This window comes from Tsukamurella sp. M9C, from assembly GCF_020169415.1.
GTDB lineage: Bacteria > Actinomycetota > Actinomycetes > Mycobacteriales > Mycobacteriaceae > Tsukamurella.
Genome location: NZ_JAIULG010000064.1, coordinates 1 through 24,844, shown reverse-complemented (window position 1 = coordinate 24,844; position 24,844 = coordinate 1). Strand labels below are relative to the sequence as shown.

Annotated in this window: 16 protein-coding genes; 1 reads left to right on the top strand and 15 read right to left on the bottom strand. The window is 71.6% G+C overall.

Annotation, left to right across the window (positions count from 1 at the left end):
- The 14 genes from eccE to LB823_RS21575 form a co-directional block, all read right to left on the bottom strand.
- The coding region (eccE, locus tag LB823_RS21640) for a type VII secretion protein EccE (RefSeq protein ID WP_224651481.1) at positions 1 to 1,895 on the bottom strand (1,895 nt) is incomplete at its 3' end.
- Positions 1,895 to 3,316, bottom strand: coding sequence for a type VII secretion-associated serine protease mycosin (gene mycP / locus LB823_RS21635; RefSeq protein WP_224651478.1), 1,422 nt, complete (start codon positions 3,314 to 3,316; stop codon positions 1,895 to 1,897). The genes eccE and mycP, both read right to left, overlap by 1 nt.
- Positions 3,317 to 3,323: 7 nt before the next feature.
- Complete coding sequence (gene eccD, locus LB823_RS21630) at positions 3,324 to 4,892, bottom strand: type VII secretion integral membrane protein EccD (protein WP_224651476.1); 1,569 nt, start codon at positions 4,890 to 4,892, stop codon at positions 3,324 to 3,326.
- 6 nt (positions 4,893 to 4,898) lie between these two features.
- Positions 4,899 to 6,557 (bottom strand): hypothetical protein, encoded by a 1,659-nt coding sequence (locus tag LB823_RS21625; protein ID WP_224651473.1) that lies wholly within the window; start codon positions 6,555 to 6,557, stop codon positions 4,899 to 4,901.
- A 183-nt stretch (positions 6,558 to 6,740) separates the two neighbouring features.
- Positions 6,741 to 7,610 (bottom strand): ESX secretion-associated protein EspG, encoded by an 870-nt coding sequence (locus LB823_RS21620; RefSeq protein WP_224651470.1) that lies wholly within the window; start codon positions 7,608 to 7,610, stop codon positions 6,741 to 6,743.
- Positions 7,611 to 7,676: 66 nt separating this feature from the next.
- Positions 7,677 to 7,982, bottom strand: a complete 306-nt coding sequence (locus LB823_RS21615; protein ID WP_224651468.1) for a hypothetical protein — start codon at positions 7,980 to 7,982, stop codon at positions 7,677 to 7,679.
- Between the two features lie 29 nt (positions 7,983 to 8,011).
- Complete coding sequence (locus LB823_RS21610; RefSeq protein ID WP_224651463.1) at positions 8,012 to 8,317, bottom strand: hypothetical protein; 306 nt, start codon at positions 8,315 to 8,317, stop codon at positions 8,012 to 8,014.
- A 53-nt stretch (positions 8,318 to 8,370) separates the two neighbouring features.
- Positions 8,371 to 9,747 carry a PPE family protein gene (locus LB823_RS21605; RefSeq protein WP_224651460.1) on the bottom strand — a complete coding sequence of 459 codons (1,377 nt, stop codon included), beginning with the start codon at positions 9,745 to 9,747 and terminating at the stop codon, positions 8,371 to 8,373.
- Between the two features lie 13 nt (positions 9,748 to 9,760).
- Positions 9,761 to 10,048, bottom strand: a complete 288-nt coding sequence (locus tag LB823_RS21600) for a PE domain-containing protein (RefSeq protein ID WP_151901700.1) — start codon at positions 10,046 to 10,048, stop codon at positions 9,761 to 9,763.
- Between the two features lie 82 nt (positions 10,049 to 10,130).
- Positions 10,131 to 14,351: a type VII secretion protein EccCa gene (gene eccCa / locus LB823_RS24160; protein WP_224651457.1), complete on the bottom strand. Its 4,221-nt coding sequence runs from the start codon at positions 14,349 to 14,351 to the stop codon at positions 10,131 to 10,133.
- The gene (eccB, locus tag LB823_RS21590; protein ID WP_224651452.1) at positions 14,351 to 15,949 is read right to left on the bottom strand and encodes a type VII secretion protein EccB; all 1,599 of its coding nucleotides are present in this window, start codon (positions 15,947 to 15,949) and stop codon (positions 14,351 to 14,353) included. Before eccB ends, eccCa begins: the two co-directional genes overlap by 1 nt.
- Positions 15,942 to 17,876: an AAA family ATPase gene (locus LB823_RS21585; RefSeq protein ID WP_224651449.1), complete on the bottom strand. Its 1,935-nt coding sequence runs from the start codon at positions 17,874 to 17,876 to the stop codon at positions 15,942 to 15,944. The genes eccB and LB823_RS21585 overlap by 8 nt, the downstream gene beginning before the upstream one ends.
- Entirely contained in the window at positions 17,873 to 21,535 is a 3,663-nt protein-coding gene (locus LB823_RS21580) for a hypothetical protein (RefSeq protein WP_224651446.1), read from the bottom strand. Before LB823_RS21580 ends, LB823_RS21585 begins: the two co-directional genes overlap by 4 nt.
- Positions 21,536 to 21,654: 119 nt before the next feature.
- On the bottom strand, positions 21,655 to 21,972 hold the full coding sequence (locus LB823_RS21575; RefSeq protein ID WP_224651441.1) for a hypothetical protein: 318 nt from the start codon (positions 21,970 to 21,972) through the stop codon (positions 21,655 to 21,657).
- A 497-nt stretch (positions 21,973 to 22,469) separates the two neighbouring features.
- Here LB823_RS21575 and LB823_RS21570 point away from each other — a divergent pair, with 497 nt between their 5' ends.
- Complete coding sequence (locus tag LB823_RS21570; RefSeq protein ID WP_224651438.1) at positions 22,470 to 23,672, top strand: hypothetical protein; 1,203 nt, start codon at positions 22,470 to 22,472, stop codon at positions 23,670 to 23,672.
- 4 nt (positions 23,673 to 23,676) lie between these two features.
- Here LB823_RS21570 and LB823_RS21565 read toward each other — a convergent pair.
- A partial coding sequence (locus tag LB823_RS21565) for an ROK family transcriptional regulator (protein ID WP_308011487.1) occupies positions 23,677 to 24,844 on the bottom strand: 1,168 nt, incomplete at its 5' end.

The following is a 24,844-nucleotide window of genomic DNA, read 5'->3' as shown; positions in this document are numbered from 1 at the left end:
GCGCAGGCCCCGGGCGCCGGGGCGCCCGGGGCCTGCGCCGCGGGGGCCGGGTAGGACACGCCCTGCGGCGGGACCGCGGGCTGCGCATGCCGCCCGGTCGGCGGCGCGGGGACGCGCGGCGGAACCGGTGCCTGCGGCGCCACGGGCGGCACCGGCGCGGCCGCCCCCGGCGCCAGGCGCGGCGGCGCGGGCACCTGGCGCGGCTGGCGCTGCGCCGGCTGCTGCAGCGCGGGGGAAGCGATGGGCTGCGCCTGCACGTCGCAGTAGCGCAGCTCCTCGTCGGTCGGGTTGAGGACCACCTCGAACGGCGCGCGACGACCGATGCGCACCCCCACCACCGACGGCGAGACCTGCGCGACGACGAGGTCGGCGTTCGCCCGCTGCGGGGCGCTGCCGGGCGCGCGCAGGGTGAGCATGGTGCGCTCGGGTACCGCGTCGGCGGGGGCACCGTCGAAGACGGTGATGTCGGCCGGGCGACCCCCGGGACCGTCGGCGATCCGGAAGCGCGCCGGGTCCGCCAGGGTCGCGGCGAGGGTGGCCCACTGGGCCGGCCGGTCGGTGTGCACCGCGACGGACGCGCCGGCGCCGACGGAGCGGAGCAGCACGAGTTGCAGCGGGATCAGCTCGGTCGCGAACTCCACCACGAGCGTCTCGGGGACGGGCGAACCGTCGAACAGGGGCAGTGCCACCGCGTCGGTCCCGGAGACGCCCCACACGGGACCCGCGGGGCCGACGGGGATCTCCACGGCGCCGAGGCCGTCCAGGGGCGCGGAGGGCAGGTCGACGACGCTGGACCCGCCGCCCGGCAGCGTGCCGCGGGCGAGCTCCATCTGGCGGCCCGGCATCGGGACGAGCGCGTCGTCAAGGTTGTCGACGATCGGCACGGCGGTGTCGTAGCGGACGAGTCCGCTGATCTCCACGGGCGCCTGCGCGTCGGCCTTGCGCATCCGCAGCACGACGGAGGTGCTGTCGCTGTCGAGGCCCCACCACCGGTCGAGCTTCTCGGTGGAGGTGCGGACCGGGTCGATCAGGTAGGTGGTGGCGAACTCGGCGCCGTGCTCGATGTTCTGCCAGGTCTCGGTGCCGCCGAGGGGATCCGCGCCGAAGGTCATGCGGGCGTCCAGGCCGGCGAGCTCCGCGGCCGGCAGCACGCGGGCGCGGATCAGGCGCTCCTGCAGCCGCTGCTCGAGCCGCCGGGTCGCGGCCATGAGGGCCTTGGGGCCTGCCGTGCGCGACGGTCCGCGGCGCACGATCCCCGCCAGGTTGCGGCGGGTGTTGACGCGCAGGATGAGCCAGGTGGAGCGCTCGGCCATCGCCGCGTAGAACCGGACGCCCTGCGAGTAGGAGGCGCGGTAGGCCGGGCCGGGCGGCACGCGGCGGCCGACGGAGGCGACGTCGATGTCCACGTCGAGGCCGTACTGCGTCATCATCGTCGCGAGCAGGTCCAGCGGCACCGTCTCCGCAGCGAAGGCGCGGCCCTCGCGCAGCCGGGTCTCCGCCGGGTCGGCGGTGAGCTCGATCGCCGAGACCAGCTCGAAGCCGTCGCCCTGCCGCACGCCGACGCCGTCGACGTCGATGACCCGGCCGGGGATGCCCCCGGTCGCGCGGCGCCGACGACGCAGGTACCGCGCGCGGGCGCCGATCTTCTCGCTGAGCACGGTGCCGTGCACCGAGACGAAGGCGATCAGGGCGCCCAGCACGATGAGCGCGATCACCGACCACAGTGGCCAGACGCCGCCGACGAGCGCGAACAGGCTCGCCGAGAGGACGGCCCAGACCAGCGCGCGGCGCAGCGAGATCCGGATGCCGACGGGCCGCCGCAGCCGCGCGACCTCGGGGTGCGTGGGGACCTCGGCGGCCGCCGCCGGCGCCCCCGTCGTCACGGTCTCCGTCATCACGACCTCCGCTTCCGGCCGGGGCGCGTCAGCGCGACCACGCCGCCGATCACCAGCAGTGCCACCGCCCCGGCGCCCGCCACGATCGCCGCGGTCCGCCGCGGCCGCGTGTCGGGGTCGGGCGGGGGCGGCGGGACCAGCAACTTCTCCACCGACTGCGGGTCGATGTCCGCGTCGATGTCGGGAACCTTCGCAGTGAGGGCCGCCACCGGATCGATGAGCCCGCGGCCCACCTTGTTGTCCGTGCCGCGGCCGGGCGCGTGCGCCGTGGCCACGAGCCGCGCGGCCGCCTGGGTCGCCGAGAGCTGCGGGTACCGCGCGCGGACCAGGGCCGCCGCGCCCGCGGCGTAGGCCGCCGCGAACTCGGGCCCGGCGAAGGGCACCAGGTTGCGCTCGACGGGGGCGCTGTTGACCACGCCGTCGCCGCCGCGCGAGTTCAGCGAGACGATGCCCGCGCCCGGCGCGGCCACGTCGAGCCAGGGACCGTTGAGCGATCCGGGCAGGGGCGTGCCCTCCGCGGTGGTGGCGCCCACCGACAGGACCTGCCCGTCGAACCAGTTCGGGGTCGCGACGGTGGTCACCTGCCGCCAGCCGCGCGGGTCGTCGGGCTGGCCGGGATCCGGGTCGGGATTGGCCTTGCAGTCGTTGGTCCCGACGGTGCCGCCCTGCCGGTCCGTCGCGCCCGCGCCGGCCACGACCAGCGCGTCCTTGGCGCGGAGCGCGTAGGCGACGGCGCCGCCGATCTCGCGCTGGCGGAACTGGTTGTCGGCCGCCATGCAGACGGGCTCGGGCACGACGATCACCTTGGCGCCGCGGTTGGCGGCGCGCACGATGGCGCGGGCGATGCTGCGCGCGTTCACCGCGGCGCGGCCGAGGTTGGGGTCCGCGTCGTCCGCGGGGGTGTTCTGCAGGGAGAAGCCGGCGGAGTCGACGCGGATCGACAGGATCCGCGCGTCCGGGGCCACGCCCACGACGCCGTCGCCCGCCGCGGGCTGCGCGCCGATGATGCCCGCGACCAACGTGCCGGTGGAGTCGCAGTCCAGCAGGCCGCGGTCGCCCGCCACCATGTTGTCGCCGGCGCCGTCGAGGCCGCGGAGGCGGGCCTGGGGCCGGACGCCGGTGCTCAGCACTGCGACGGTGACGCCGGCGCCCGTCGAGAACTTGTGCGCCTCGTCGATCCGCAGGGTGGTGGCCGGCGCGGGGGCCGCGGCCAGGTTGGAGTTCGGCAGGACGCCGGGCTCGACGCAGCGCGGATTGTTGTTGCGCAGCGGGCGCTCCGGGCCGTCGGTGTCGGGCGGCGCGCCGCCGATGTCGGCGACGGGCGGCACCACGGCGCCGGAGACGGCCGGAGCCCAGCTCCCGGCGACGACGACGGTGACGGTCGCGGCCGCCGCAGCGACCGCCTTCGGGAATCGGCGCACGGTCCCTCTACTTCAGGAACGACAGGTCGAGTTCGCGCATCGCGGCGAACAGGCGGGTGCACCAGAGAGCGAGCAGGACGACAGCGAAGATCGCCAGCTTCTCGCCGGCCTCGATGCGGCCGAGGAGTCGCGCCGAGAGCGGGCGGCCGTGGCCGCCGCGGTCGGTGGAGACGCGGTCCGCGAGCAGCACGCCGCCCGCGCCGAAGCCCGCCAGCACGGCGGCGCTGAGCACGATCACGACGAGCCGGCCGAGGTCCGAGTCGAGCGCCCCGACGAGGACGATCGCGAGGCCCGCCGCGATGACGAAGCCCGCCACGAAGAAGACCGTGGCGTGCACCCGGTCGTCGAGGGTGCGGCCGCGCAGCACGCAGATCACGGAGGTCAGGGCGGCGATCGCCACCTCGCCCCAGAAGTAGTGGCTGTGCGGGACGATCACGGTGAGCGCGGAGACCACGAGGATCCCGGCGATCGCGACGTAGAAGCCGGTGAGCAGCTTGGCCGCGGTACGGGCCTTGCGCTCGAGGCCGGTGTTCTCCTCGGCGCGCGCCAGCTCGGTGGTCATCTCGTCGTCGAAGGTGTCGACGTGGTACGCCGCGTCGAGCTCGGTGCGGTCGATGTCCTCGCCGGGCGGCGGGAGCGGGTCCGGCCGGACGCGGGCGAGCATGAGGGCCCAGCCCTGCGCCCAGTTCGCCAGCAGCAGGCCGCCGATCACGCCGATCGCGGGGATCGCGGGCCGGCCGAGCGGGGTGTACGCGAACAGCGCGCTCGCGACGACGACCGCGGCCGCGGTGAGCCCCAGCGCGGCGAGCACCGTCGCGCCCAGGCCGCTCGCGCGCCCGAGCACGACCACGCCGATGAGGGCGAAGATCGATCCCGTGAGGACGTTCGCGGCGGTGAACGCACCGTCGACCCCGCCGTCCGGGGGGATGAGCACGAACCCGGCCGAGAAGAGCACGGGGAAGGCCGCGAGCTGCAGCGCGTACGCCACCTGCGGGGCGCCGTACTGCCGGTCCGCGGAGAGCGCGGCGAGCACCACGGCGATCGAGGCCAGGGCCGCCACCGGGAACCACCACAGCACGCTGGAGTGCGCGAACCAGGCGATGAGCACGAGCGCGGCGAAGACCGTCGCGCCGAGCACCAGCGCGAGCAGTCCCAGCGCCCGCGCCGTCGCCGATTCGAACCGGCGGAAGCGCTGGCGGCAGAACTCCTGGATCGCGTCGGCGGTGCTCTCGATGAGCGGCCGGAAGGTCTGGGTCGAAAAGGTCTCGGCCAGGATCAGGCGGTCACCGTCGAGCACCCCCGCGTCGGCGAGCGACTTGTCGCGGGCCAGCGGCGTGCCGCCCTCCCGGGCGAAGGTCCAGGCTCCGGTGGTCGAGAAGTCGTGGTCCGGGAAGATCTGCTCGAGCCCGGGGACCACGGAGTCCATCACGACGGACAGCCGCCGGCGGGCCAGCAGGCTCCGCTCGACGGAGTTCTCGCCGACCTCGACCAGGACGCGCACCTGTTCGGGGACGGCGGATCGCCCGGGGCCCGCGTTGTCGGTTCCGGCGGGCTCCGGGGTGATCGGGAAGACCATCTTGCGTCAGCGTCCCTCTGTCGTGCGCACCTGCAGCTCGGCGAGCTTCTGGGCGGCCGGCGGCTCGTAACCGGAGTTGAAGCCGTCCGCCAGGTCCGCCGCCAGCTCCTCGAACGCACGCACGGTGCGTCGGCGGAGCAGATCGATGTCGATCGGCTGGTCCGAGTCGAGGTGCGGGTCGTACGGGATCTCGTGCACGCGCAGCTTCTGCCCGGCGCGGAAGAGCTCGTCGAACTGCTCCACGGAGACGCTGCCCCGGCGCTTGGTGTGGTTGATGACCACGATCGTGTTCGCCAGCAGGCCGTGCCAGCCGTGATGCCGCAGCCAGTCGATGGTCGCGGCCACCTTGCGCACGCCGCGGGTGGTGGCCGAGGCGGGCAGGATCAGCGCGGAGGAGATCTCCAGCACGCCGGTGCCCGTCTGGGTCTGCAGGCCTCGGCCGGCGTCGACCAGCGCGAGGCTGTAGTGCGGGCGGAAGATCGAGTACAGGTCCAGCACGTCGTCGTAGTCGGTGACGTCGCGGCCGTTGAAGCGCCACGGCGTGGGCAGCACGTGCAGGTTGGTGGGCGTCACCGCGAGGTGCTTGTCCACCTGGTTGCGGTCCGAGAGGTCGCTCTGCTGGATCAGCGTGCGCGCGGTCGAGCCGCCCTGGTGCCACGCGGTCACCTGGTCGAGATCGCCACCGTCGGGGTCGAGGTCGAGCGCGACCACGTTGTCGGCGCGGGTGCGCTCGAGGACCTGGCCGAGCACGCCCACGAGCAGGGTGCCGCCGGCGTTGTCGGCGAACACGCTGGTCACATGGAACTTGTTCTTCGGAACGCGGATGCGGTGCACCAGCTCCGCGTGCTCCTGATCGTTCGCGCTGGGGCCCACGTCGAGGCCCATCTTGCGCAGCCAGGCGCGCCAGCCCGAGACCCGCACCGCGGCGTCCGAGAACCGGATCTGCTGGTTGAAGGACGACGAGGCGGTCGACATCGGCGCCGACAGCGACTCGCCCATCGGGCGCATCGGGGCCTGCTGGTGCTGCGGCACCATCGGCGCGGGCGCACCCTGCACGGGTGCGGGCGCCTGGCCGAAGGGCTGCGGGGAGGCGGGGCGATGGATCTGGCCGGAGGCCTGCGGCGACTGGAACTGGCCGGTCGGCGGGATGCCCTGGAAGGGGGCCTGCTGCGCCTGCGCAGCAGCGGGGACGAAGCCGTTCTGGCCGCCCTGCCACTGCTGCTGGGGCTGCTGCGGCTGCGGCACGGGGGCCGGGGCGGGCACGGGCTTGGCCGCCTGCGGGGTCGACGGTGCCGCGGGCTCGGTCTTCGGGGCGTCCGTCTTCGGCGCGTCGGCCTTGGCGGCGTCCGCCTTCGGGACGTCGACCTCGGGCGCGTCGGCCTTGGGCGTCCCGCTGGTCGGGGCGTCCGTCTTCGGCGCGTCGAGCTTCGGCTGGCCCGCCTTGGGGGCGTCCGCCTTCGCGGCGTCGGCCTTGTCATCGACGATCGCGGGCTGCTCAGCGGTGGGGCGCTCGTCCGCGGCGACGATCACCGGCGGGGCGACGGGGGCCGTCGGCACCGCGGCGGATCCGTCGAGGTCGTCGACACCGGGGAGCTCCGGCTCCTCCCATTCGCCGCTCACGGGCTCGGACAGCGGGCCACCCGTGGGGACGGACGGTCGGACCACCGGGACGGCAGAATCGGTCGAGGGCAGGATCGCCGCCGCGGGGTCAGTCTCGTGACTGCTTTGCGGTACGAAAGGCACCCGAACGTTAGTAGCTGCGTCGCTCATGGACTGCACCTCTCTTGCTGGAAGAATCTTTTGCAGACTAATACATACCCAGGTCAGACGACCAGTGGGGGTGAGCTATCAGTTTGTTGTATCGAACCATCCGCGGCAACCGCCTCGCTCGACGAGCGCGCTGATCCCTTCGGAGAATCGCCGCCGGGTACCGGGACTGAGGGTCACGTCGACCACGCCTCGCGAGCCGCGGTCGGTGGTCGACAGGACGCGGCCGGCGGTCGTGTCCATCACGCCGACCGCCCACGTCGCGTGCGTCCGCACGCCACTGGAATCGCTACGGTGATAGACGATTTCGGCTCGCCGACCGGTGTAACGCCCCGCGTCGACCAGGATGTCGACGGTCTTCTGGGACAGCTCGTGCTCGCGCAGCCGGCTACGGACCTCCCGCTCGCCGCGGGGGCCGGTGACCTGCGGATCGAAGCTCGCGACGATCTCCGCCAGTTCGCCCGCCTCGAGGGTGAGGGACTCGAAGTCCGCGGGATCACGCGCACCCAGGACCCGCCACAGTGGTTCGACCACGGTCGATTCGAAATCCTCGCGATCGGTGCGGAAGCCCTGAACGGTGAACTGATCGTCGTTGCGGAAGGCGACGGCCACCAGGTCATCGCGGCGCACGACCGCCCCGCGGAGCACCGCGTCACCGTCGAAGACGCGGATCGCGACCTCGGCGGCCGGGGCCTGCAGGGCGCGCAGCCACTGCGCCACCTGCTGGTCGACGGTGCCGTTCGCGTCCACCAGCCCGGCGTCGACCAGCCCGGGCAGGACCGCGAGGTCCACCACCAGCTGATCGTCGGGCCGGTACACGTTGGGATGCACGGCCAGCACCACGGGCGCCAGCTCGCCGACGTCCGAGAGCCGCATCAGCAGCAGCAGCTCGTCGATGTCGGCGGCGAAGGCGGACAGCTTCGCCACCGGTTCCTCGCGCAGCACGGCCATGCGCCCCTCCTCTTCCGACGCGGCCCGGCCCCGCGGGTGCGGTGGCCGGGCCTCGTCTCATCGTTCTCAGACTCCGTAGAGACCCGCGGCCTGCGCCTGGCCGGCCTGGTGGATCGTGGCGGCCGTCTGCAGGTTCACACCGGTCTTACGGATCGCCATGGCCAGGTTCTCGTTGGCCTTGAGGCAGATCTCGTGGACGTGCTGGTAGCTCTCCTGGTCGACGCCCACCCAGTTGCCGGCGTTGAGGTTCGCGGTGTTGTTGGCCGTCAGCTCGGCGATGTTCGCGTCCGCGACGGCGGAGGCCTTGGCGAGGCCGGCCGACGTGGCGTCGTAGCTGGCGTAAGTGACTGTGATGCGCTCGGCGGAAGTCATGCTGCTACCCCTTCAGTGAGATCTGCGGTCTAGACGACGTAGCCGGTGAACAGGCCGCCGGCGTCACCGTCGGTGCTGGTGATGAGTCCGCCGTTGCGGCCCAGGGCCTCGGCGACGGCCTCGAGCTTCTGCTGCTCGGCGTTGCACACGGCGATGAGCTCCTCCATGTGGACGGTGGCCTTGTTGGCGGTGTCGCCGTTGTTCGCGGCGCGGTAGGCCTCGGCCGTGGTGCGGACGAACTTGATGTTGGCGAGGGTCGTCGCGGCCACGTCGTGGGTCTTCGCGGTACCGGCGGCGTGCGAAACGGTGTTCAGGTCGTAGATCTGCGGGGGCATCAGTGTTCCTCCAGTTCAGTGGTGGTCGTGGTGGGCCGAGCGGGTGGTGGGAATCAGCGCCCCTCCCCACTCGACGGGACGTCGACGGGAACGGACTCGTACTCGGGCACCGAGTCCTGGTAGATGGGCATCGCTGCCGTATCGGGCACGACGATGCGCTCGCGCTGCTTGCCCTTCGACCGCGCGACCGGCGCGCTGGCCGAGGTCGGGACGATCGGGCGCAGCGGCTCGGCCGCGACGCGCGGAACCGGCGGGGGCGGCGGCGCGACCGTGAGGCCGTCCGTCGACCAGTTCGCGGGCGCAGCCACCTGCGGCAGCGCGCTCGTACCGGGCTCGACCCGCAGCGCGGACGCGGACCGCTGCGCCTGCTCGCCGCGCGACATCCGCTCGAGGGTGGGCGAACCGGGGCGCGCCCCGAAGTAGCCGACGGAGCCGGTCCGGTTCTCGGGGCTGACGCCGGAGAGCAGGGCACTCATGGGCTGGTAGACCACGCCGCCGCCGGTGGCGGCGGTTCCCGCGCTGACGCCGGCCTGGATCGCTTGCCCACCACCCGAGAAGGCCATGCCGACCGCGGCGCCTCCGGCGCCGGCCGCTGCACCTCCGGCGCCGCCCAGCTGCTGGATCAGGCTCATGCCGAGCTGCTGTCCGGCGGCGGGCCGGACGGCGCTGTTCTCGCGCGACTGGGAGGCGGCGGTCGCCCCGTTCGATGCGGCCTGCTCGACCCGCTGGGCGTTGACGAGCAGGGTCTGGCCGAGCTTCGTGGTCGTCAGGACGCCGCCGGCTGTACGCATCCAGAGCATGCTGGCGACGGCCTGCGCACCCTGCGCGGCGAGCGTCATCTTGGTGACCACGGCGTCGCCGACCGAGGCCGCACCCGCGGCGGCAGCGGGGATCGGCACGCCGATGGAGGTGGCCATGGGCTTCGGCGGGAGGAAGGGCTCGAAGGCCATGTTCGCGGTGGAGTTCGCGAGGTACACCGCCATCATCGCGGCGTTCTGCGCCCACATCGCGGCGTACTGCGCCTCGTTCGCGGCGATCGCCCCGGTGTTGACGCCAAGGAAGTTGGTGGCGTTGAGCACGGCGTTGGTGATGTGGTTCAGCGCGATCTCGGGCAGCTGGGCCATGCCCGCCAGGGCCGCCGAGTAGTCGGCCGCCTGCTTCGTGTGGCGGGTCGACGCGAGCAGCGCCTGCGTGCGCAGCGCCTCGTTGTGGGCGAGGTAGATCGCGACGTTGCGGGTCATCAGCGCCGTCTCGGGCGCCTGCCAGGAGGCCGCGAGGCGGGGCAGCAGCGACTGCAGGAAGACCGACCGCGCGCTGACGGAGGCCGCGACCGAGGCCCAGGCCGCCGCCGCAGCGGTCGCCGGCGCCGGGCCCGCTCCCGACATGAGGCGCCCCACGTTGACCTCGGGGGGAAGCGCTGGGAAAGTCACGACGTCACGCTCGTCAGAACTGCACGGCGTTGTCGGCCATGATGTATGTGGAGGCGACAGCCGAGAGGCTCACGGCGTACTGCGCGACCTCCGCGTGATCGACGATCGAGGTCGCCAGGAAGTTCGCCGCGTGCGCCGCGGAACTGGCCGAGACCAGCAGCGATACGTCATCGGCCCCCGCGGGCACGATCGCCCCGATGGCGCCGGCCGCGCCACCGATCAAGCCCGAGGTGGTGGCGACATTCGCCATGACCTCGTTGGTTCCCGCCAAGAGTTGAATAGGCGCCACGTTCAGGCCCACCTGCTATCCCCTTTACTTGATTTTCAAGTTGCAACTAAAACAGAATTGTCAAATTTCGTCAATCCCTGGTTGTCCGAAATTCTCATCCCCAAACCTCGTCATCGGCCTCCGCTTCGTCCCTGCGTACGCCGTTCCAGGCGACCTGGACGATGTCCGACGGTGCCCCGCGTCCGGGATGGAATCGGCCCCGGCCCGGGATGCCGAAGCGCTGCCCGCGTTCACCTGCGATGTTCACGTTGAACTTGTCCGCGGACAGTGCCAGCGCCATGGAGCTGTGGGTGTCGAGGTACTGGATCAACGGGTCCGAACTGGCCTTGTAGAGGTACTCGGCGTCGTTGAGCACCACGATCACGTGGAAGCCGCGAATGACACCGTCGTTCATCAACTTCGCGGTCTGGGTGATCGGGTTCGTGCGGTCCCCGCGCGCGACCACCGCGTCGTAGTCGTCGATGATCAGGAAGACCTCGGGACCGGTCCACCAGTCTCGGCGCGCGAGCGCCGAGCTGTCGGCGGCGTCCGGCACCTTGCGGTAGGTCACCTTCTCGGGGTCGGTCTCGCCCTCGCCCATCCAGTCCACGAGTTTGTCCTGCCAGCGACGCAGGAAGTCGTAGAGGTCGGAGCCGTGCAGCCCGAGGTTCTTCGGGTTGGGCGCGAAGGCGCCGCGGTGCACGCGCTTGGGGTCGAGGAGGGCGATGGCGCCGTCGTCGATCGTCGGGTACCGGCGGCTGATCGCCTCGATGAGCGTGTGTACGAAGGCGGACCGCCCGGAGCCGCTCTCGCCGACCACGTACATGTGCGCCTCGCGGCCGAAGTCCGCGACGGCGGGGCCGGCGTCGGTCTCGCGGACGCCGAAGGGCAGCCGGACGCGCTCGCGCGCGCTCGCCTCCGCGGGCAGGACCGAGAACAGGTCGCTCTGCAGGACCACCTCGGGCAGCGCCAGCAGCTTCGGCGCCTCCGCGCCGGAGGTGTTGGCGCGGCGGATCCGGTCCACGACCTCCTCGATGCCGTCGCTGAGGGTCTCGGGCGAGGCGTCCCCGTCGGCGCGGGGCAGCGCGACGAGGGCGAGCAGCTCCCGGTCGGTGGTGATCACGTGGCCGGCCTTGTCGGGCACCGCCTTGTTCCGCTGCGAGTTCACGACGGACATGTCGTAGCTGGCGGTGGAGACGCGGCCCTCGATGATCGTGTGCATGTGGCTCGCGAGGCCGCGGAGCACGGTGTTGCGGGCGGTGGTGATGACGAAGTGGATGCCGTAGTTCAGGGCGCCCGAGGCGAGCGCCTCGAGCACGGCCACCTTGTCCTCGAAGACCCCGCCCTCGGTGACGGCGGCGTCGAAGCCGTCGATCACGATGAAGACGTCGCCGAACGCGTCCTCGGTGGTCACCTCGGCCCCGGGGTCGCTGCGCAACCGCCGGTACTCCGCCATCGAGTTGACGCGGTACTTGCGGAAGAGCTTGACGCGCTGGTCGATCAGGTCGGACATCTGGGAGACGATCCGGTTGATCGCGTCCTCCTCGGAGCGCGTCGCGATCCGGGAGACGTGCGGCAGGTCCTCGAGCCGCATCCAGCCGCCGCCCGTGTAGTCGACGACGAAGAACTGCACCTGCTCGGGCGAATGGGTCAGGGCGAGCGAGGTCACCAGCGTCATCGCGGCGGTGGTCTTGCCCTTCTGCGGCGCCCCGTAGATGAGCACGTTGCCCTGGCCGCCCGAGAGATCCAGCTCCCACACCGGCTGCTGGTGCTTGGCCGGGTCGTCGAAGACGCCGAAGGGCGTCTTCAGGGTCGCGGGGGTGGTCACCGTAGGCGCCACCCACTCCTCGGCCCCGAGCGACGGTGCCAGGATGTCCAGGGTGGTGGAGGTCAGCTCGGGGAGCCACGGCTTGTACGCGGGGCGCGCCGGGGCCTTGGTGAGCAGTTCCTTGACGACGGTGAAGACCGTCGGCGCGGCGAGCAGTTCCTCCTCGGTGCGCACGATCTCGTCGTCCTCGACGATCTCGGCCTCCAGGTCCGGGATGTCCACCCGGCGCGCGGTGAAGCCGCGGGAGGAGAGGTCGTCGGCGGTGGGCTGCACGATCTCCCGCACGACGGGCTCCGGCGCCGCCTCGGGCGCGAAGTAGGGCTTGCCCGTGAATCCGGCGTAGAACCGGATCAGGTCGTCCTCGTGGAGCGTCTTGATGAGGCCGTTGCCGGGCTTGCCGGGCAGGTTCTTGGCGTCGGGGACGCCGATCACCGCGCGCGAGTCGCCGGCGGTGCCGGTGCGAAGAGCGATGTGGTAGTGGATGTTCGACTCGAGGCCGCGCGAGCGCGCCATCTCCGCGTTCTGCGAGGCGAGCAGCAGGTGCACGCCAACGGACCGGCCGACGCGGCCGATCTGGCTGAAGATGTTCACGAATTCGGGCTTGGCCTCGAGGAGCTCGGTGTACTCGTCGATGAGCACGAGCAGCGCCGGCATGGGCTCGAGGTCGGGGCAGTGGCCGGACTCGCGGGCCTTCTCGTACTCGGTCAGGCCGATGATGTTGAAGGACGGGTAGCGCGCGGCGGCGCTGTCGAAGAGCTGCTGGCGCCGCTTGAGCTCGCCGGTGATGACCTCCATCATGCGGTCGACCATGCTCTCGGACTTCTCGAGGTTGGTGACCACCGCGGCGACGTGCGGGATGTCCTCCATGCCCTGATAGGTCGCGCCGCCCTTGAAGTCGACGAGCAGCAGGTTGAGCATCGACGGCGGATGGAACAGGCAGGCGTCGAGGACCAGGCAGCGCAGGAACTCCGACTTGCCGGAGCCCGACGTGCCGATCATCTCGCCGTGCGGGCCGGTACCGCCCTGGCTGGCCTCCCGCATGTTGAGGAAGATGCGCGTGCCGTCCGGCCCGAAGCCGATCGGGAAGTTGAGCCGGCGCGGATCGTCGAACCGCTTGATCCGCTGCCAGAAGTCGACCACCTCGATCGCGCCGGGATCGTCGACCTGCACCAGGTTGGCCCAGTCCCGGCCGGTGTCCTGGCGCTCCTTCGACAGCAGCGACGCCGTGGTCTCGAGCTCCCACCGGGCGAGCTTGCGCGCGTTGGTGTGCGCGTCGACGGCGTCGAGGTGGTCGGCGCGCGCGATCTCCTTGGGCGCCTCCAGCGGGAGGTCCGAGTCCCACCGGGTCACGATGCCCGTCGGGTCCACGTCGAGCAGTACGGCGTGCGGGAACGAGTCGATCACGCCATCGGGCGGCGACATCAGGATCCACGTGACGTCGGCCAGCGAGGCGATCGCCTGGTCCGTCATCCGTGCGCGCTCAGCGGATTCCACGATCACCACGGTGTGCCGGGTGCGCCCCGTCGCCTCGGACTCGGTGGTGAAGGGCCGGGAGTAGTCGACGATGCGGTCCGCCTCGGCCGCCGGCTGCTCGTCGCCGCCGGCGAGTTCCTCGAGGAAGTCGGTCCAGTTGCCGTAGATCATCCGGCGCGAGCCCAGTGCGTCGATCAGCGACGGATGCTGCGCCTGCGGAAGCCATTTCAGGTACTCCCAGCGGCCGCCGTCGGGGGTGTCCGCCACCACGGCGAAGCGCAACCGGTCCGGGCCGTGCGTGATCGCGAGGTGGTTCAGCATCGCGCGCACCATGCCGGCCGACCGCTCGGAATCGCCGCTCACGCCCAGCACGGGAACGGTGCGCAGGGTGAAGGCGAGCGGCATGTCCGCGATGGTCGAGTGGGTGTGCAGGAACTTCACGGTCTCGGTCCACTGCACGGGGTCGAGGAACTCGCCGTCGGGCGCTTCCGGCGTGAGCAGCTTCGCCTTCGGCACGATGCGTCCGCGGCCGTAGCGGGCCGCCGTGAACCGGGTCTTGCGCTCTGCGTCGCCGCCGTTCACCTCCCACATCCGCTCGGTGCCGATGAGCGACGCCGCCACCGACGGATCCGGGTAAGCGTGGGCGAGGGCGTCGAAGTAGTTGCGGCCGCGGGAGAGCGCCTTCTCGCGCGAGGTGCCGATCGAGCGGCTGGCCTGCTTGCGGTCGTGGAGCAGCTGCGCCTTCGACTTGTTGCCGCTGCCGCCGGGGCCGCCGCCCATGTACGCGAACATGCCGAACAGCAGCATCATCGGCATGAGCAGCATGACCGGGTTGAAGCCCCGGTTCATGCGGATCATCATGAACAGCATGCCGAGGACGGCGACCACCATGATGACCGGCATCATCACGGTGCGCCACTTGCCGGGCGGGTCGACCTCGTCGATGGTGTCCGGGGTGCGGACCTCCACCTCTTTCTTGACGACCCGGGGCTCCTTCTTCGGGTGGAGCGGGGGCTCGAAGACCTGCCTACTCACTACTTCCCCTTCGGGTCGAACTTCGCGACGACGGGGTCGTCGGCGCCACCGTCGTGCTTGATGGATGCGCTGGCCTGCGAGAGCGTGGGACCCTGCGCGAACAGGCTGATGATCGTCCACGGCGCGGGCACCGGGTTGCTCAGCCCCAGCGCCTTCGCTGACGAGCCCGGGTCGTTCGAACCCTGGTCGTCGATGCCGTACCGGATGCCGGTGTCCGCGATCCAGAACTCGCCGCTGTGCTCGCGCGAGTCCTTGGCGGAGCCGGTGGCGTAGACGTACCGTCCGCTGTTCGCCGGCAGGTACACGTCGTCGGCGATGGTGCCCGCCGAGCCGGGTGCGCCGATCAGGGCGATCCGGGCGGCGCTCTGCTGGGCGGTCAGCGGCAGCGTGCCGGCGACGAGGACCTTCTGCTCGGCGGTCGGCGCGTCCCCGTCGTGCGACCAGGTCATGCAGGTCACGGGGTCGCTCGTCGCATCCTCGATCCGCACCTTGCCCGTCGGGAAGTGGTCGACGGCGATCCGCCCGCCCACCTTGGGCCACTGGTTCGCCTTCGACGCCTCGGTCTCGACGACGCCGCTCTTGACGGGCGAGACGGTCTGCAGGACCGCCGCGGCGGTCTGGCTGACCTGCTGGATGCCGTCGGCGGCCACCACGTAGTAGGTCCAGCCGCCGTCGACGGTGGCGACGCGCAGCGTGGTGCCGACGAGCAGCTTCTCGGTGTTCGCGAAGCGCACGGGCTTACCGAGATCCGTGATCTGCGGGACGTCGATCGGTTCCCGCGCAGCGAGCGCGTTGAACAGGCCGGGCGACATCGGGATGACCCGCTGGTCGATGCCGATGCCCAGCGCCTCGCGGATCGCGGAGTTGCCCAGGTCCAGCCGCGAGCGGGCCACGACCCCGTCGTCGGAGTAGACGAGCCAGGTCTGGTTGTCGAAGGCGACGACGCGGGCGCGGTCGCCGGTCAGCTCGTCGGTGCCGTCGGCGGGTGTGAGGGCGCCGCCGATGATCGTGACCTTCACCGCGGAGGTGGCGGTCGTCGGCAGCCCCGTCGACGGGTCGAGCGGCACGGCCGAGCCGGTGGCCGTGCTGTCGCAGACGGCCCACTGCGACATCCGGCTGGTGGAGTTGCGGATCACGGTGGGGGCGTACGGGATGCCCACCATCGGGCCACGCGGCAGCTTCTCGATCTCCCCGGACTTCGCCAGCACCGGCTTGGCGGGCGAGCCGATGATGAGCTGGCCGGAGACCACGTTGGGGATCGGGCTGAGCGCGTCGCCGACCTTGACGTACAGGGCACCGGTCTGGCTGTCCTGGATGATTTCGCCGTCGCCGACCTTGCCGGCGGGGAAGATCACGGCGCCGATGACGCAGCCCAGGACGACGACCAGGCCGACGGCGAGCGCCATGTACAGCGGCGAGCCCTGGAACTTCTTCACGTCGTCGATCCAGCGCGTGTCGCGGCGCACCAGCGCCTCCTCGTTGCGCCGCTGCAGGTAGGCCTCGCCCGACTTCTGGTACTTCGAGGTCAGGCGGAACCCTCGGACCCGCTCCTGCAGGCCCGATTTCGGGTTCGACGGATCCGGCGTCATCTCAGCCATTCGATTCCTCGTGCCAACTCGTCTCCAGGAGATGCCATTGCGGCCACGGGAAGTTCGGCGACACCCGCAGGGTCTCCTCGTAGGCCAGGCGCACGTCCTCGAACTCGAGGGTGCGCAGCAGCGTCCGCTTCTCCTCGGACGAGAGCGACGACCGGTCGATCGCGCTGACCCGGAAGTCGCGGAAGCCCCGCGCCGAGGAGATCACGGTGCGCATGAACCTGGCGTTCGACATCAGGTCGATGCCGGAACACAGACGGCCCTTGAGATCGAGGGCGCTGACCTCGGCGAGCCGCTTGTTGTGCTCCTCCAGGTAGCCGCGCACGCCCACACCGAGGTTCTCCCGGCTCTTGGCGGCGACGGACTCGGCGATCTCGACCAGTTCCTCCGCCGTGAACGAGCTGAACGAGATCCGCGTCGGGAAGCGCAGCGGGAGTCCGGCGTTCACCTGCAGCAGGCGGTTCATGTCGTCGTCGTAGCCCGCGAGCACCACGACCACCTTGTCGCGCAGGGGCTTGTCGCCCTCGTTCTCGATCCGGGCCAGCAGCGCCTCGAGCGCCTCGCGGCCGAACCGGGAGGCCTGGTCCTCGCCGTCGCCGGCGACGAGGCCGTACGCCTCGTCGAGGAAGAACAGGCCGCCGCGCGACTCGTCGACGAGCTTGTTGGTGCGGATGCCCGCCTGGCCCACGTAGCCGGTCATCATGTCGCTGGGTTGGTGCTCGTAGACCTCGGGCTTGGCGATCACGCCCAGGCCGTAGTACAGCTTCGCGAGGATCCGCACGCCCGTCGTCTTGCCGGTGCCGGGCGGGCCGGTGATGATCGCGGAGAGGCGCATCTCCTCCTCGCTGTACTCCTCGCCGAGCTCCTCGCTGAGTTCCTTGCGCTCGCGGTCCATCTCGACCTTCGAGGCGAGGCGGCGGATCTGCGACTTCACGTCCGGGCTGCCGACGAGGGCGTCGAGCTCGCGCCACGCGTCGGCGAGCACGACGTCGCGCTGCCGGTCGAGGCTCTCCTGCTCGATCTCCTGCGCCGTGGTGCCCGATGTCGGGTCCCACGGGTCGGTGCGGGTGTTCATCGATTGCGCGGTGACCACCTCGAGGGAGCCGCCCGCGGCGGCGTGGTCGAGGTCCGGGCGCGAGGAGATCCAGGCGCGGGCGTCGCGCAGCAGCTTGGCGGCACCGTCCTCGTCGCCCGTCGCCCGTAGCGCGTAGGCCTGGGTCACCAGGAGGCTGGCCTGCACCAGTTTGAAATCCTCTGAGGCGAGCGCGGTCTTGGTCGCGGAGAGCGCCTGGTGAGCGTCGCCGGTTCCGACGAGGGCGCGCGCGGTCAGCGCGGTGACCCCCAGCTGCCAGAAGCGGACGGCACCGTCGGACTCGGCGGACACCCACAGGGGCTCGCGGCTGTCGGCCACCGTCGAGAGCACCTCGGGCCAGCGATGCGCGAGCCCGAGCAGGCAGATCCACAGGTACCGCAGGTAGTTCCGCTGCGCGGGCGAATCCGCGCTCACCTCGCGCTGCAGCCTCGTCAGCTCGTCGGCGGCCTCTGTGAGCAGGCCCGCCTGGGCGAGGATCACCGCGGCGCCCGCGCGCGCGTAGATCACGTCGGTGACGGGCATGCCGAGCTCGACGACCCCCATCTGCACGGGGATCTTCAGTCCGAGAGCACCTTCGGCAGGGTCGACGACCATGCCGTTGCGGCGGAGTTCCACGCCGAAGTTGCGGGCCGAGTTCAGCAGGCCGCGGGCCGCGGCGGGGTCACTGAGCTGCGATCGGTCGACGGCCATCAGGCCGATCCACGCGTCGCACATCGTGGGGTCGGCTTCGACGGCCAGTCGGAAGGCCTGGACCGGTTCGCGGGTGTCGGTCCGGGCCGCGAGCGATCGCAGCCCGAGCGAGAAGTACCGCTGGGCAGTGGGATTGGAGGTCGTCATCGTGCTTGCTCGGAGTCCTGATCCTGGCTCGAGAGGAACCGCGCGTAGGTCCAGGCGTACACCGCCGACTCGATGTCGTGGTACGCCGCGGCGAGGGTGGCGACGAGGATCGCCCGTTCCAGCATCCGGTCGCGCAGGCGGGCCGCGTCCGGCGCGGGCGCCGTGAGGTCCTCGGCGGAGGCGGGCGTCCGGTCCAGGATCAGCGCATCGCCGAGGGCGCGCTCGTCGGCGTGCAGTTGCTCGAGGACCGCGGGCGGCACCTCGTCGCGCTCGTCGAGGAAGCAGCGGGCGTCGATGCGCGCGGCCTCGATCCCGATCGCGTGCTCGGGGGCGATCGGCTGCGTCTCCAGGTCCCGGATCAGCGCCCGCGCCTGCCGTTCGGCCTGCTCGCGGTCGAGCGAGCGGATGTGCTGCAGGCGCGCGGGCGAGACCGTGGCCTCGAACCGGCTGCGACCGCCGGGGAGCACCGCGCCGGGCCGCAGCACGCCGACGACGTTCTCCTCGCCCACGACGGGGACGTACGCGCGGCTCGGGTGCGTGGTCGCGACCGCGGTGAGCGTGTACCCGTCCTGCTCGGCGTAGTCGATGAGCTGACGCACCGGGTCGTCGATCGACGCCCAGCGGTAGCCCGTGGGCATGTTCCAGAGCACCCGGACGCCGGCGGGGATCACGACGCCGGGCGGCAGCCAGCCGGCGTCCGACGTGGTGACGGCCATGATCGTCTCCGCGTCCTTGACCAGAAGGCCCGCGGCCCAGTGCAATCCCGACTCGGGACCGTGCGGGCCGCCGCGCAGCGACCCGAGGATGGACGCGACCGCGTCGTGCACCTGTTGCACGACCGGCGACACCTTCTTCCGCAGCACCAGCGGCTCCGTGCGGCCGAGGATGGCGGGTCCGGTGGCGAGCACCGGCGCGGGCTTGGCGGGCGCCTTGAGCTCCTCCGGCTGCTCCGCCTCCTCCGTGGGGGCCGAAGGGGTGAGCTCCGCGGTCGTCGCGGACTCGTCCGCGAGGGCGGCGGGCGCGTCCGCGTCGGGCTCGCTCTCCGGGATCACGACGGGGTTCTCCGCCGCCGCCACGAATGCGACGGGCGCCATCTTGGCTGGTTCGACCTTGCCGGCGTTCGCAGCCTTGAGCAGGTCCGAGAACTTGACGGGGCCCGACTTCTGCACCGGCCGGGCCGCCGCCGCCGCGAGTGATCGGAGCGGCTCGGCGGGCGCCGCTGCGGGCTCGGCCGGTGCGGTCTCGTCATGCTCGACGTCGTCGGTCTCGTCCAACTCGGCCTCGTCGACCTCGTCGAGCTCGGTCTCAGCGGTTGCGGCGGAAGATGTTTCACCGTCGACCGGCGCGCCGGAGTCCTCCGCCGAACCTTCGCCGACTGCCTCGTAGGTGACGTCGCGCTGGTCGGTGTCGTCAGGCTGTTCGGTGTCGGCGAGCTCGTCGGTGTCGTCCGGCTCGTCGGTGTCGTCAGACTCGTCGGTGTCGGCGAGCTCGTCGGTATCGTCGGCGACGTCGGTGTCGTCGCTGTCGTCGCTGTCGTCGGCGACGGCCTCATCACTGCCGTCGGACGCCTCGTCGGAGTCCTCCGACACCTCGCCTGCGAGGTCCTCGTCGGCCGGCGCCTCGTCGGCGGACGCACCTGTCGCGACGTCCTCTTCCAGCGGCTCGTCGGCGGCCGCGACCTCTACGGACTCGGCGCCCGACTCCACCACCTCCGCGGGCTCGTCCGCCGCGGATTCGCCGGTGCCGATCTCCTCGGTCGCACCCTCCGCATCCACGGACGGCGGATTCTGGTCGGAAGAAGCCTCGTCGGAAGAGGTCTCGTCCGCAGAAGCCCCTTCGGAGGACGCGTCGTCCGCAGAGTTCTCGTCGGCGGGAGTCTCGTCGACGTCGTCCTCGACATCGACGAGGACGTCCTCGTCCTGCTCGGCCGGCGCTAGAAGCTCGTCCGCCTCGGCGTCCAGCTCATCGGCGAAGTCGACGTCGGCGTCGGCGTCCGTCTCGTCCTCCAGGAGCTCGTCGTCGGCATCGTCGAACTCGTCGGCAGCGGAATCGTCGAGCTCGCCGATGACCAGATCGTCGGCATCGTCATCGCGCTCGTCAGCGACGTCGGTCGCGTCGTCATCGACGTCGGTCGCGTCGTCATCGACGTCGGGGACGTCGGGGACGTCGGGGACGTCGAGGGTCGGCGAGGTCTCGACGTCGGCGGAGTCCGCCACGTCGGCGACGGGCTCGTCCGCGACGCGCTCGCGGCCGCTCGCCGTCACCGGAGCGGCCTCGGGCGCGGTGGGCACCGTCGGCAGGACGCCCGAGCCACCCCAGCCGCCGCCGGGGACGCGTCCGAACGAGAGGAAGCCGTCGTCCATCGCATCCGCACGGGTGGTGTCCTCACGATCGGGCAACGGGCTGTCGATCGCCCCGGACAACGTCATCGGGGCGCCGAATTCGGCGCCCTCGGCCTCGCCCGCTTCGCCGGCCACGATCTCGGCGGGCGTCGTGGGGAGAGGCAGGAACTGAGTCGGCGCGGCGACGGGGATCGGACCGCTGCTCGGCCCCTGCACCGCGGCCTCGCCCGCACCGGGCGTGCGCCCGAGCGCCAGGAAACCGTTGAGCAGGGGCTGCGGCACCACGGGAACCGCGGCATCGTCAGCGGGCACTGCTATGGAAGGTGCGCGCCCCAGGCCGAGGAAGCCGTTCGAGATCACGGGCGTATCGAGGTCGGCCTGCTCCTCGGCGAGAGGCTCCGACATCGGGGCGGCGCCCTCGACGCTGTTCTCCACGACGGGCTCGTCGTCGACCGCCCCATCCGCGGCGGTGGCCGCCTCCCCGGCGTGGGGAACGGCGCTCGCAGGAGTGCGGCCGAAGGACATGAATCCGAGGTCCATCGTGGCCTCGTCGCCGGAGTCGGCGAAGGCGTCCTGCGCGGCGGCCGCGGCGTCCTTCGGGGCCGGAACCTCACGCTCGGCGGACGTATGGCCGTTCACGGAGTCCTGACCGTTCGCCCCGGCGTGTCCGTTGACGGCCTCCAGGCCGTTGACCGCCTCGTGACCGTTCGCGACCCCGTGGCCGTTAGCGTCGGCATGGCCGTTCTGGTCCGCGCGGGTGTTGCGGATCGCGTACCCGTTGCGGGCGTGACCGTTCCGGGCGACACGGCCGTTGCGCTCCGTGGCCTCGGCGCTGGCGCCGGGCACCCGGCCGAAGGCCATGAACCCACTGACCAGGCCTGTGGCGGGCTTCTTCGCCGAACCCGTGGTCTCCGGCGTGACCATCTTCTCGGCCACTTCGGCCGCCCGCGCCCGGGCGCTGGCGATCAGCTCGGCGATCCGGTCCGCGGGATCGATGCCGGCCTGCGCGGATTGGAGCTGCGCGGCCTCGATCTCGGCCTCGACCTGGTACACGATCTCCGACTGCTCGAGGTTCACCTGCTGCAGGCTGCGGGCGAGCTCGCCGAGCGCGTGCGAGACGTGGACCAGCGACTCGCCCACGCGGACGATGCCGATGAAGCTCTGCGCCCACTTGCCGGTCTCGGACTCGAGGAACTCGGAGACGTCGACCTCGGCCAGCTGCGCGGTGGCGGTGGTGCCCTCACTGGCGACGCGGAACGCGTACGACGAGGCCTGGGCGGCCGACAACGCGCGCGACGCGAGATCGTCGGGCGTCACCTCGTCCTCCCAGATTCCTTCCAGGAGGACGTCGGCGTGGGGGGTATCAGGGCGATCGATCACTTCGACACCTCAACTTCATGCCGGGCGCGGCGCAGCGGCCGCGACGAACGACGTGCTCACGACGCAGCACTCACGGTCGACGGGGTCTCGACCCACAGCGACGAGCGCGACGCGGAACCGCTCGCGGCCCCGCGGCCCGACTTCCCGGCCGCGGTGAGGGCCTCGGCGGCCTCGAGCTCGGGCATGACGTCGTCGACGAGGTCTTCGATCGTCTCCACGATCCGTTCGCCGTGCGAGCTCGTGCAGCCCACCGAGGAACTGATCGACGTCACGGTCGATCGCAACTGCGCCGTCGCAATAGCTGCGCGCGCCTCGATGGCCCGCGAACCGGCGCTCTGGCCGAGGTTCGCACCGGCGTCCTTATCGGAACTCAATGCCACCCTCCCGTCCTGCCCAGCCAGACGGCACACACGTACCGACTGAATTCGTTGTCGCAAAAGAATGTACCACCCACATTGCAACTGCACTTCTTTGAAGTCACCCTTGTTCGATTGCAAGACGACCAGGTCAGGCCCCACAGGATCGCGATCGACAATTCCGGTTGTCGATCACGTTGTGCACGGTCACAGGTCGATGCCCTGCGCAGCGATCCCGCGTCTTCGCGCACCGTCGTGGCGTCTCCATGCGAATCGGCTAGAACATGTTGCAGCGGAATCGAGTTTGCGAGAGGCGACCTGGTCGGAGTAGGAATCGCCCCCGCCGCCGATGCCGGACCGGGCGCCACCCCAGCTCCTCGCGCGAGTCTTTCGTGAGAGTTCACACCGACTTCGAGAATTCAATTTCAGTAATATCCGGCGCTCCGCGCTCCGGACATGACGGCACCGGCGTCGCCTCGGACTCCGCGCCGCGGGGCTGTGCCAAGCTGTCCACTATGAGGAGATTCCGGCGGATCCCGCTCGCCGCGCTACTGACCGCGGTCCTGACCGTCACCGGATGCGCCACCGTCGTCGACGGCACCGCGCAGCCCGACCCGAGCGCGGCCGCCCGCCTAGACACCGGCGGCTACCCGACAGCGCCACGGCAGGTGCCGGAACGAACCGATCCCAACGACCGGCGCGTGCAGGCGAGCTACGAGTTGTCCGGCCACCTCATTGCTCCGCCCGAACTCGACAAGACCTTCAACTGGCCGGCAGCGGCGTCGACGCCGGTCCTCCCGTCGACCGTCGCACTCGGGATGGTCTTCGGAGTCCCGCTGGTGAGCGCACTGTCGCAGAACGAGAGTTACGTCGGCGGCGCCGTCTCGGCACGTCAGACCGCGCTCATCGAACGCGCGCAGCCGAACACCGCGCGCATGAGGACCGGCGTCATCCGATACCGGACCGCCGACAACGCGACCGCCGCGGCCCGGGCCGTGCGCGAGGCCGTCGGCTCCAATCAATCCGCGCCCATCGCCGACCACGCCGACGCCTTCCTCGGGACCAGCCTGCTGGACCACGACCTCACGAAGGTCTGGTGGATGCCCTTCCAGGACTACCTGCTCGTGATCGGTTTCGGCAATGTCGCGGACACGACGGCCGAATCCCTCGCGAAGTCCTGGATCGACCGGCAGACCACGGCGCTGCGGGCGGTCACCGTGACAACGGAGCAGATGCTCGCGCTACCGCCGGACCGCGATGGCATCATGTCGCTGACCCTGCCGGACGTCGTCCGGACGGGCGACGGCGCCCAGCTCGCCCTCGGTTACCTCGCTCCGCAGGCCTGGGCGAACGCCGCAGCCGACGACTGGCTGGCCACGAAGACGCTCCTCGAGCGCGCCGGGGTGGATCTCATCGCTGCCGCCGGTTCCACGGTGACGCGCACTCGGAGCGCGACGAGCGCTCGGTACCTCGCCGACGCATACCGGACGGGCGAGGACGGCGGGTCTGGCAACGCGACCGAGGAGCGAGGCGCCGCGGGCGTCCCCGATTCGCGCTGCGCCTCCTCCATCACGCGGGCCAACGGCGACCCGCGAAAGGCTTACACCTGCAGCTTCACGGCAGGTCGATACTACGTCGCGACCGGCGCGGTCAGCACTCTCACCCAGGCGCACCAGCAGGCGGCCGCGAGCTACCTGATGGTCAAGGACGCGAAGTGAAGGATCAGGCGACTACGCGGGAGACTGCGCCCAGCGGATCGGTGTAGACACCGTCGAGCGCGGCGGCGCCGGCGGCCTGCTGCTGCACGCGCCCACCCGCGCCACTCACCCGGACGGCCCGGCCGGGCTCGGCCGAGGTGGCCTTCAGCGCGGCGGAGACGTGCGGGAGGATCGCTGTGTGGTCGGTGAAGGCCTGGCCGCCCAGGATCAGCCGGTCCGGGTTGAAGATGTCGGCCACCAGCGCGGCGGCCTCGCCCAGCACCCGGCCGCGCTCGGCGACGATGGCCCGTGCGGTCTCGTTGCCGCCGTCGGCCAGCTTGTGCAGATCCGCGATGGTCCGGACCGAAAGCTTCTGCGCGCGGGCCGCGTCCACGACGGCGGTGTCGGTGACGGCGTCCTCGAGGCGGCCCGTGCGCTTCGGATCGAGCAGCTCGACGTTGCGCGTCGGCAGGTGACCGATGGTGTGCGGGCCCGACTTCGGCGAGTGGACGGCGCCGTGCAGCGCCAGCGCGACGCCCACGGTCTCGCGACCGTAGAAGTACAGCGTGGAGCCCTGCGACTCGTACTCCTCCGAAAGGTGCAGCTCGGCGGCGGCCATCGCCTCGACGTGCGGGGCCACCGTCACGGGCAGGCCGATCGCGCCCGAAAGGCGTTCGCCGAGAGCGACGTCCTTCCAGCCGAGGCGCGGGTGGTCGGCGACCACACCACGGTCGTCCACGCGACCACCGATGGCGACGCCGGCGCCCAGAACGGTACGACCGTCCCAGCGCGCGAGGAAGCGCCGCGCGCTGGTGGCGATCACCGACAGCACCTCGCCGGGCTCGCCACTCTCGGGCGTGGGGATCTGGATGGCGCCGATGACCTTGCCGGCCACGTCGTGCATGGTCACCGTGCTCACGCGGAAGCCGATGTGGATGCCCAGGGCGACGGGGCCGTTCGGGTCGACCTCGAGCGGCAGGCGGGGCCGCCCGACGACGCCGCTGGCCGCGCGGTCGGCGCGCTCCCGCACCAGACCGGCCTCGATCAGGGCCGTGACCTGGCGGTTCACGGTGGCGGCCGACAGCTGCGTCTCGCGGACGATCTCGTCGCGGAGCACGAGGCCGCCGCGGCGGATCACGCGGAGGACGGCCGCCGCGGGCTTCTCCGAGACCCGCAGCTGCGGGGCGAAGACG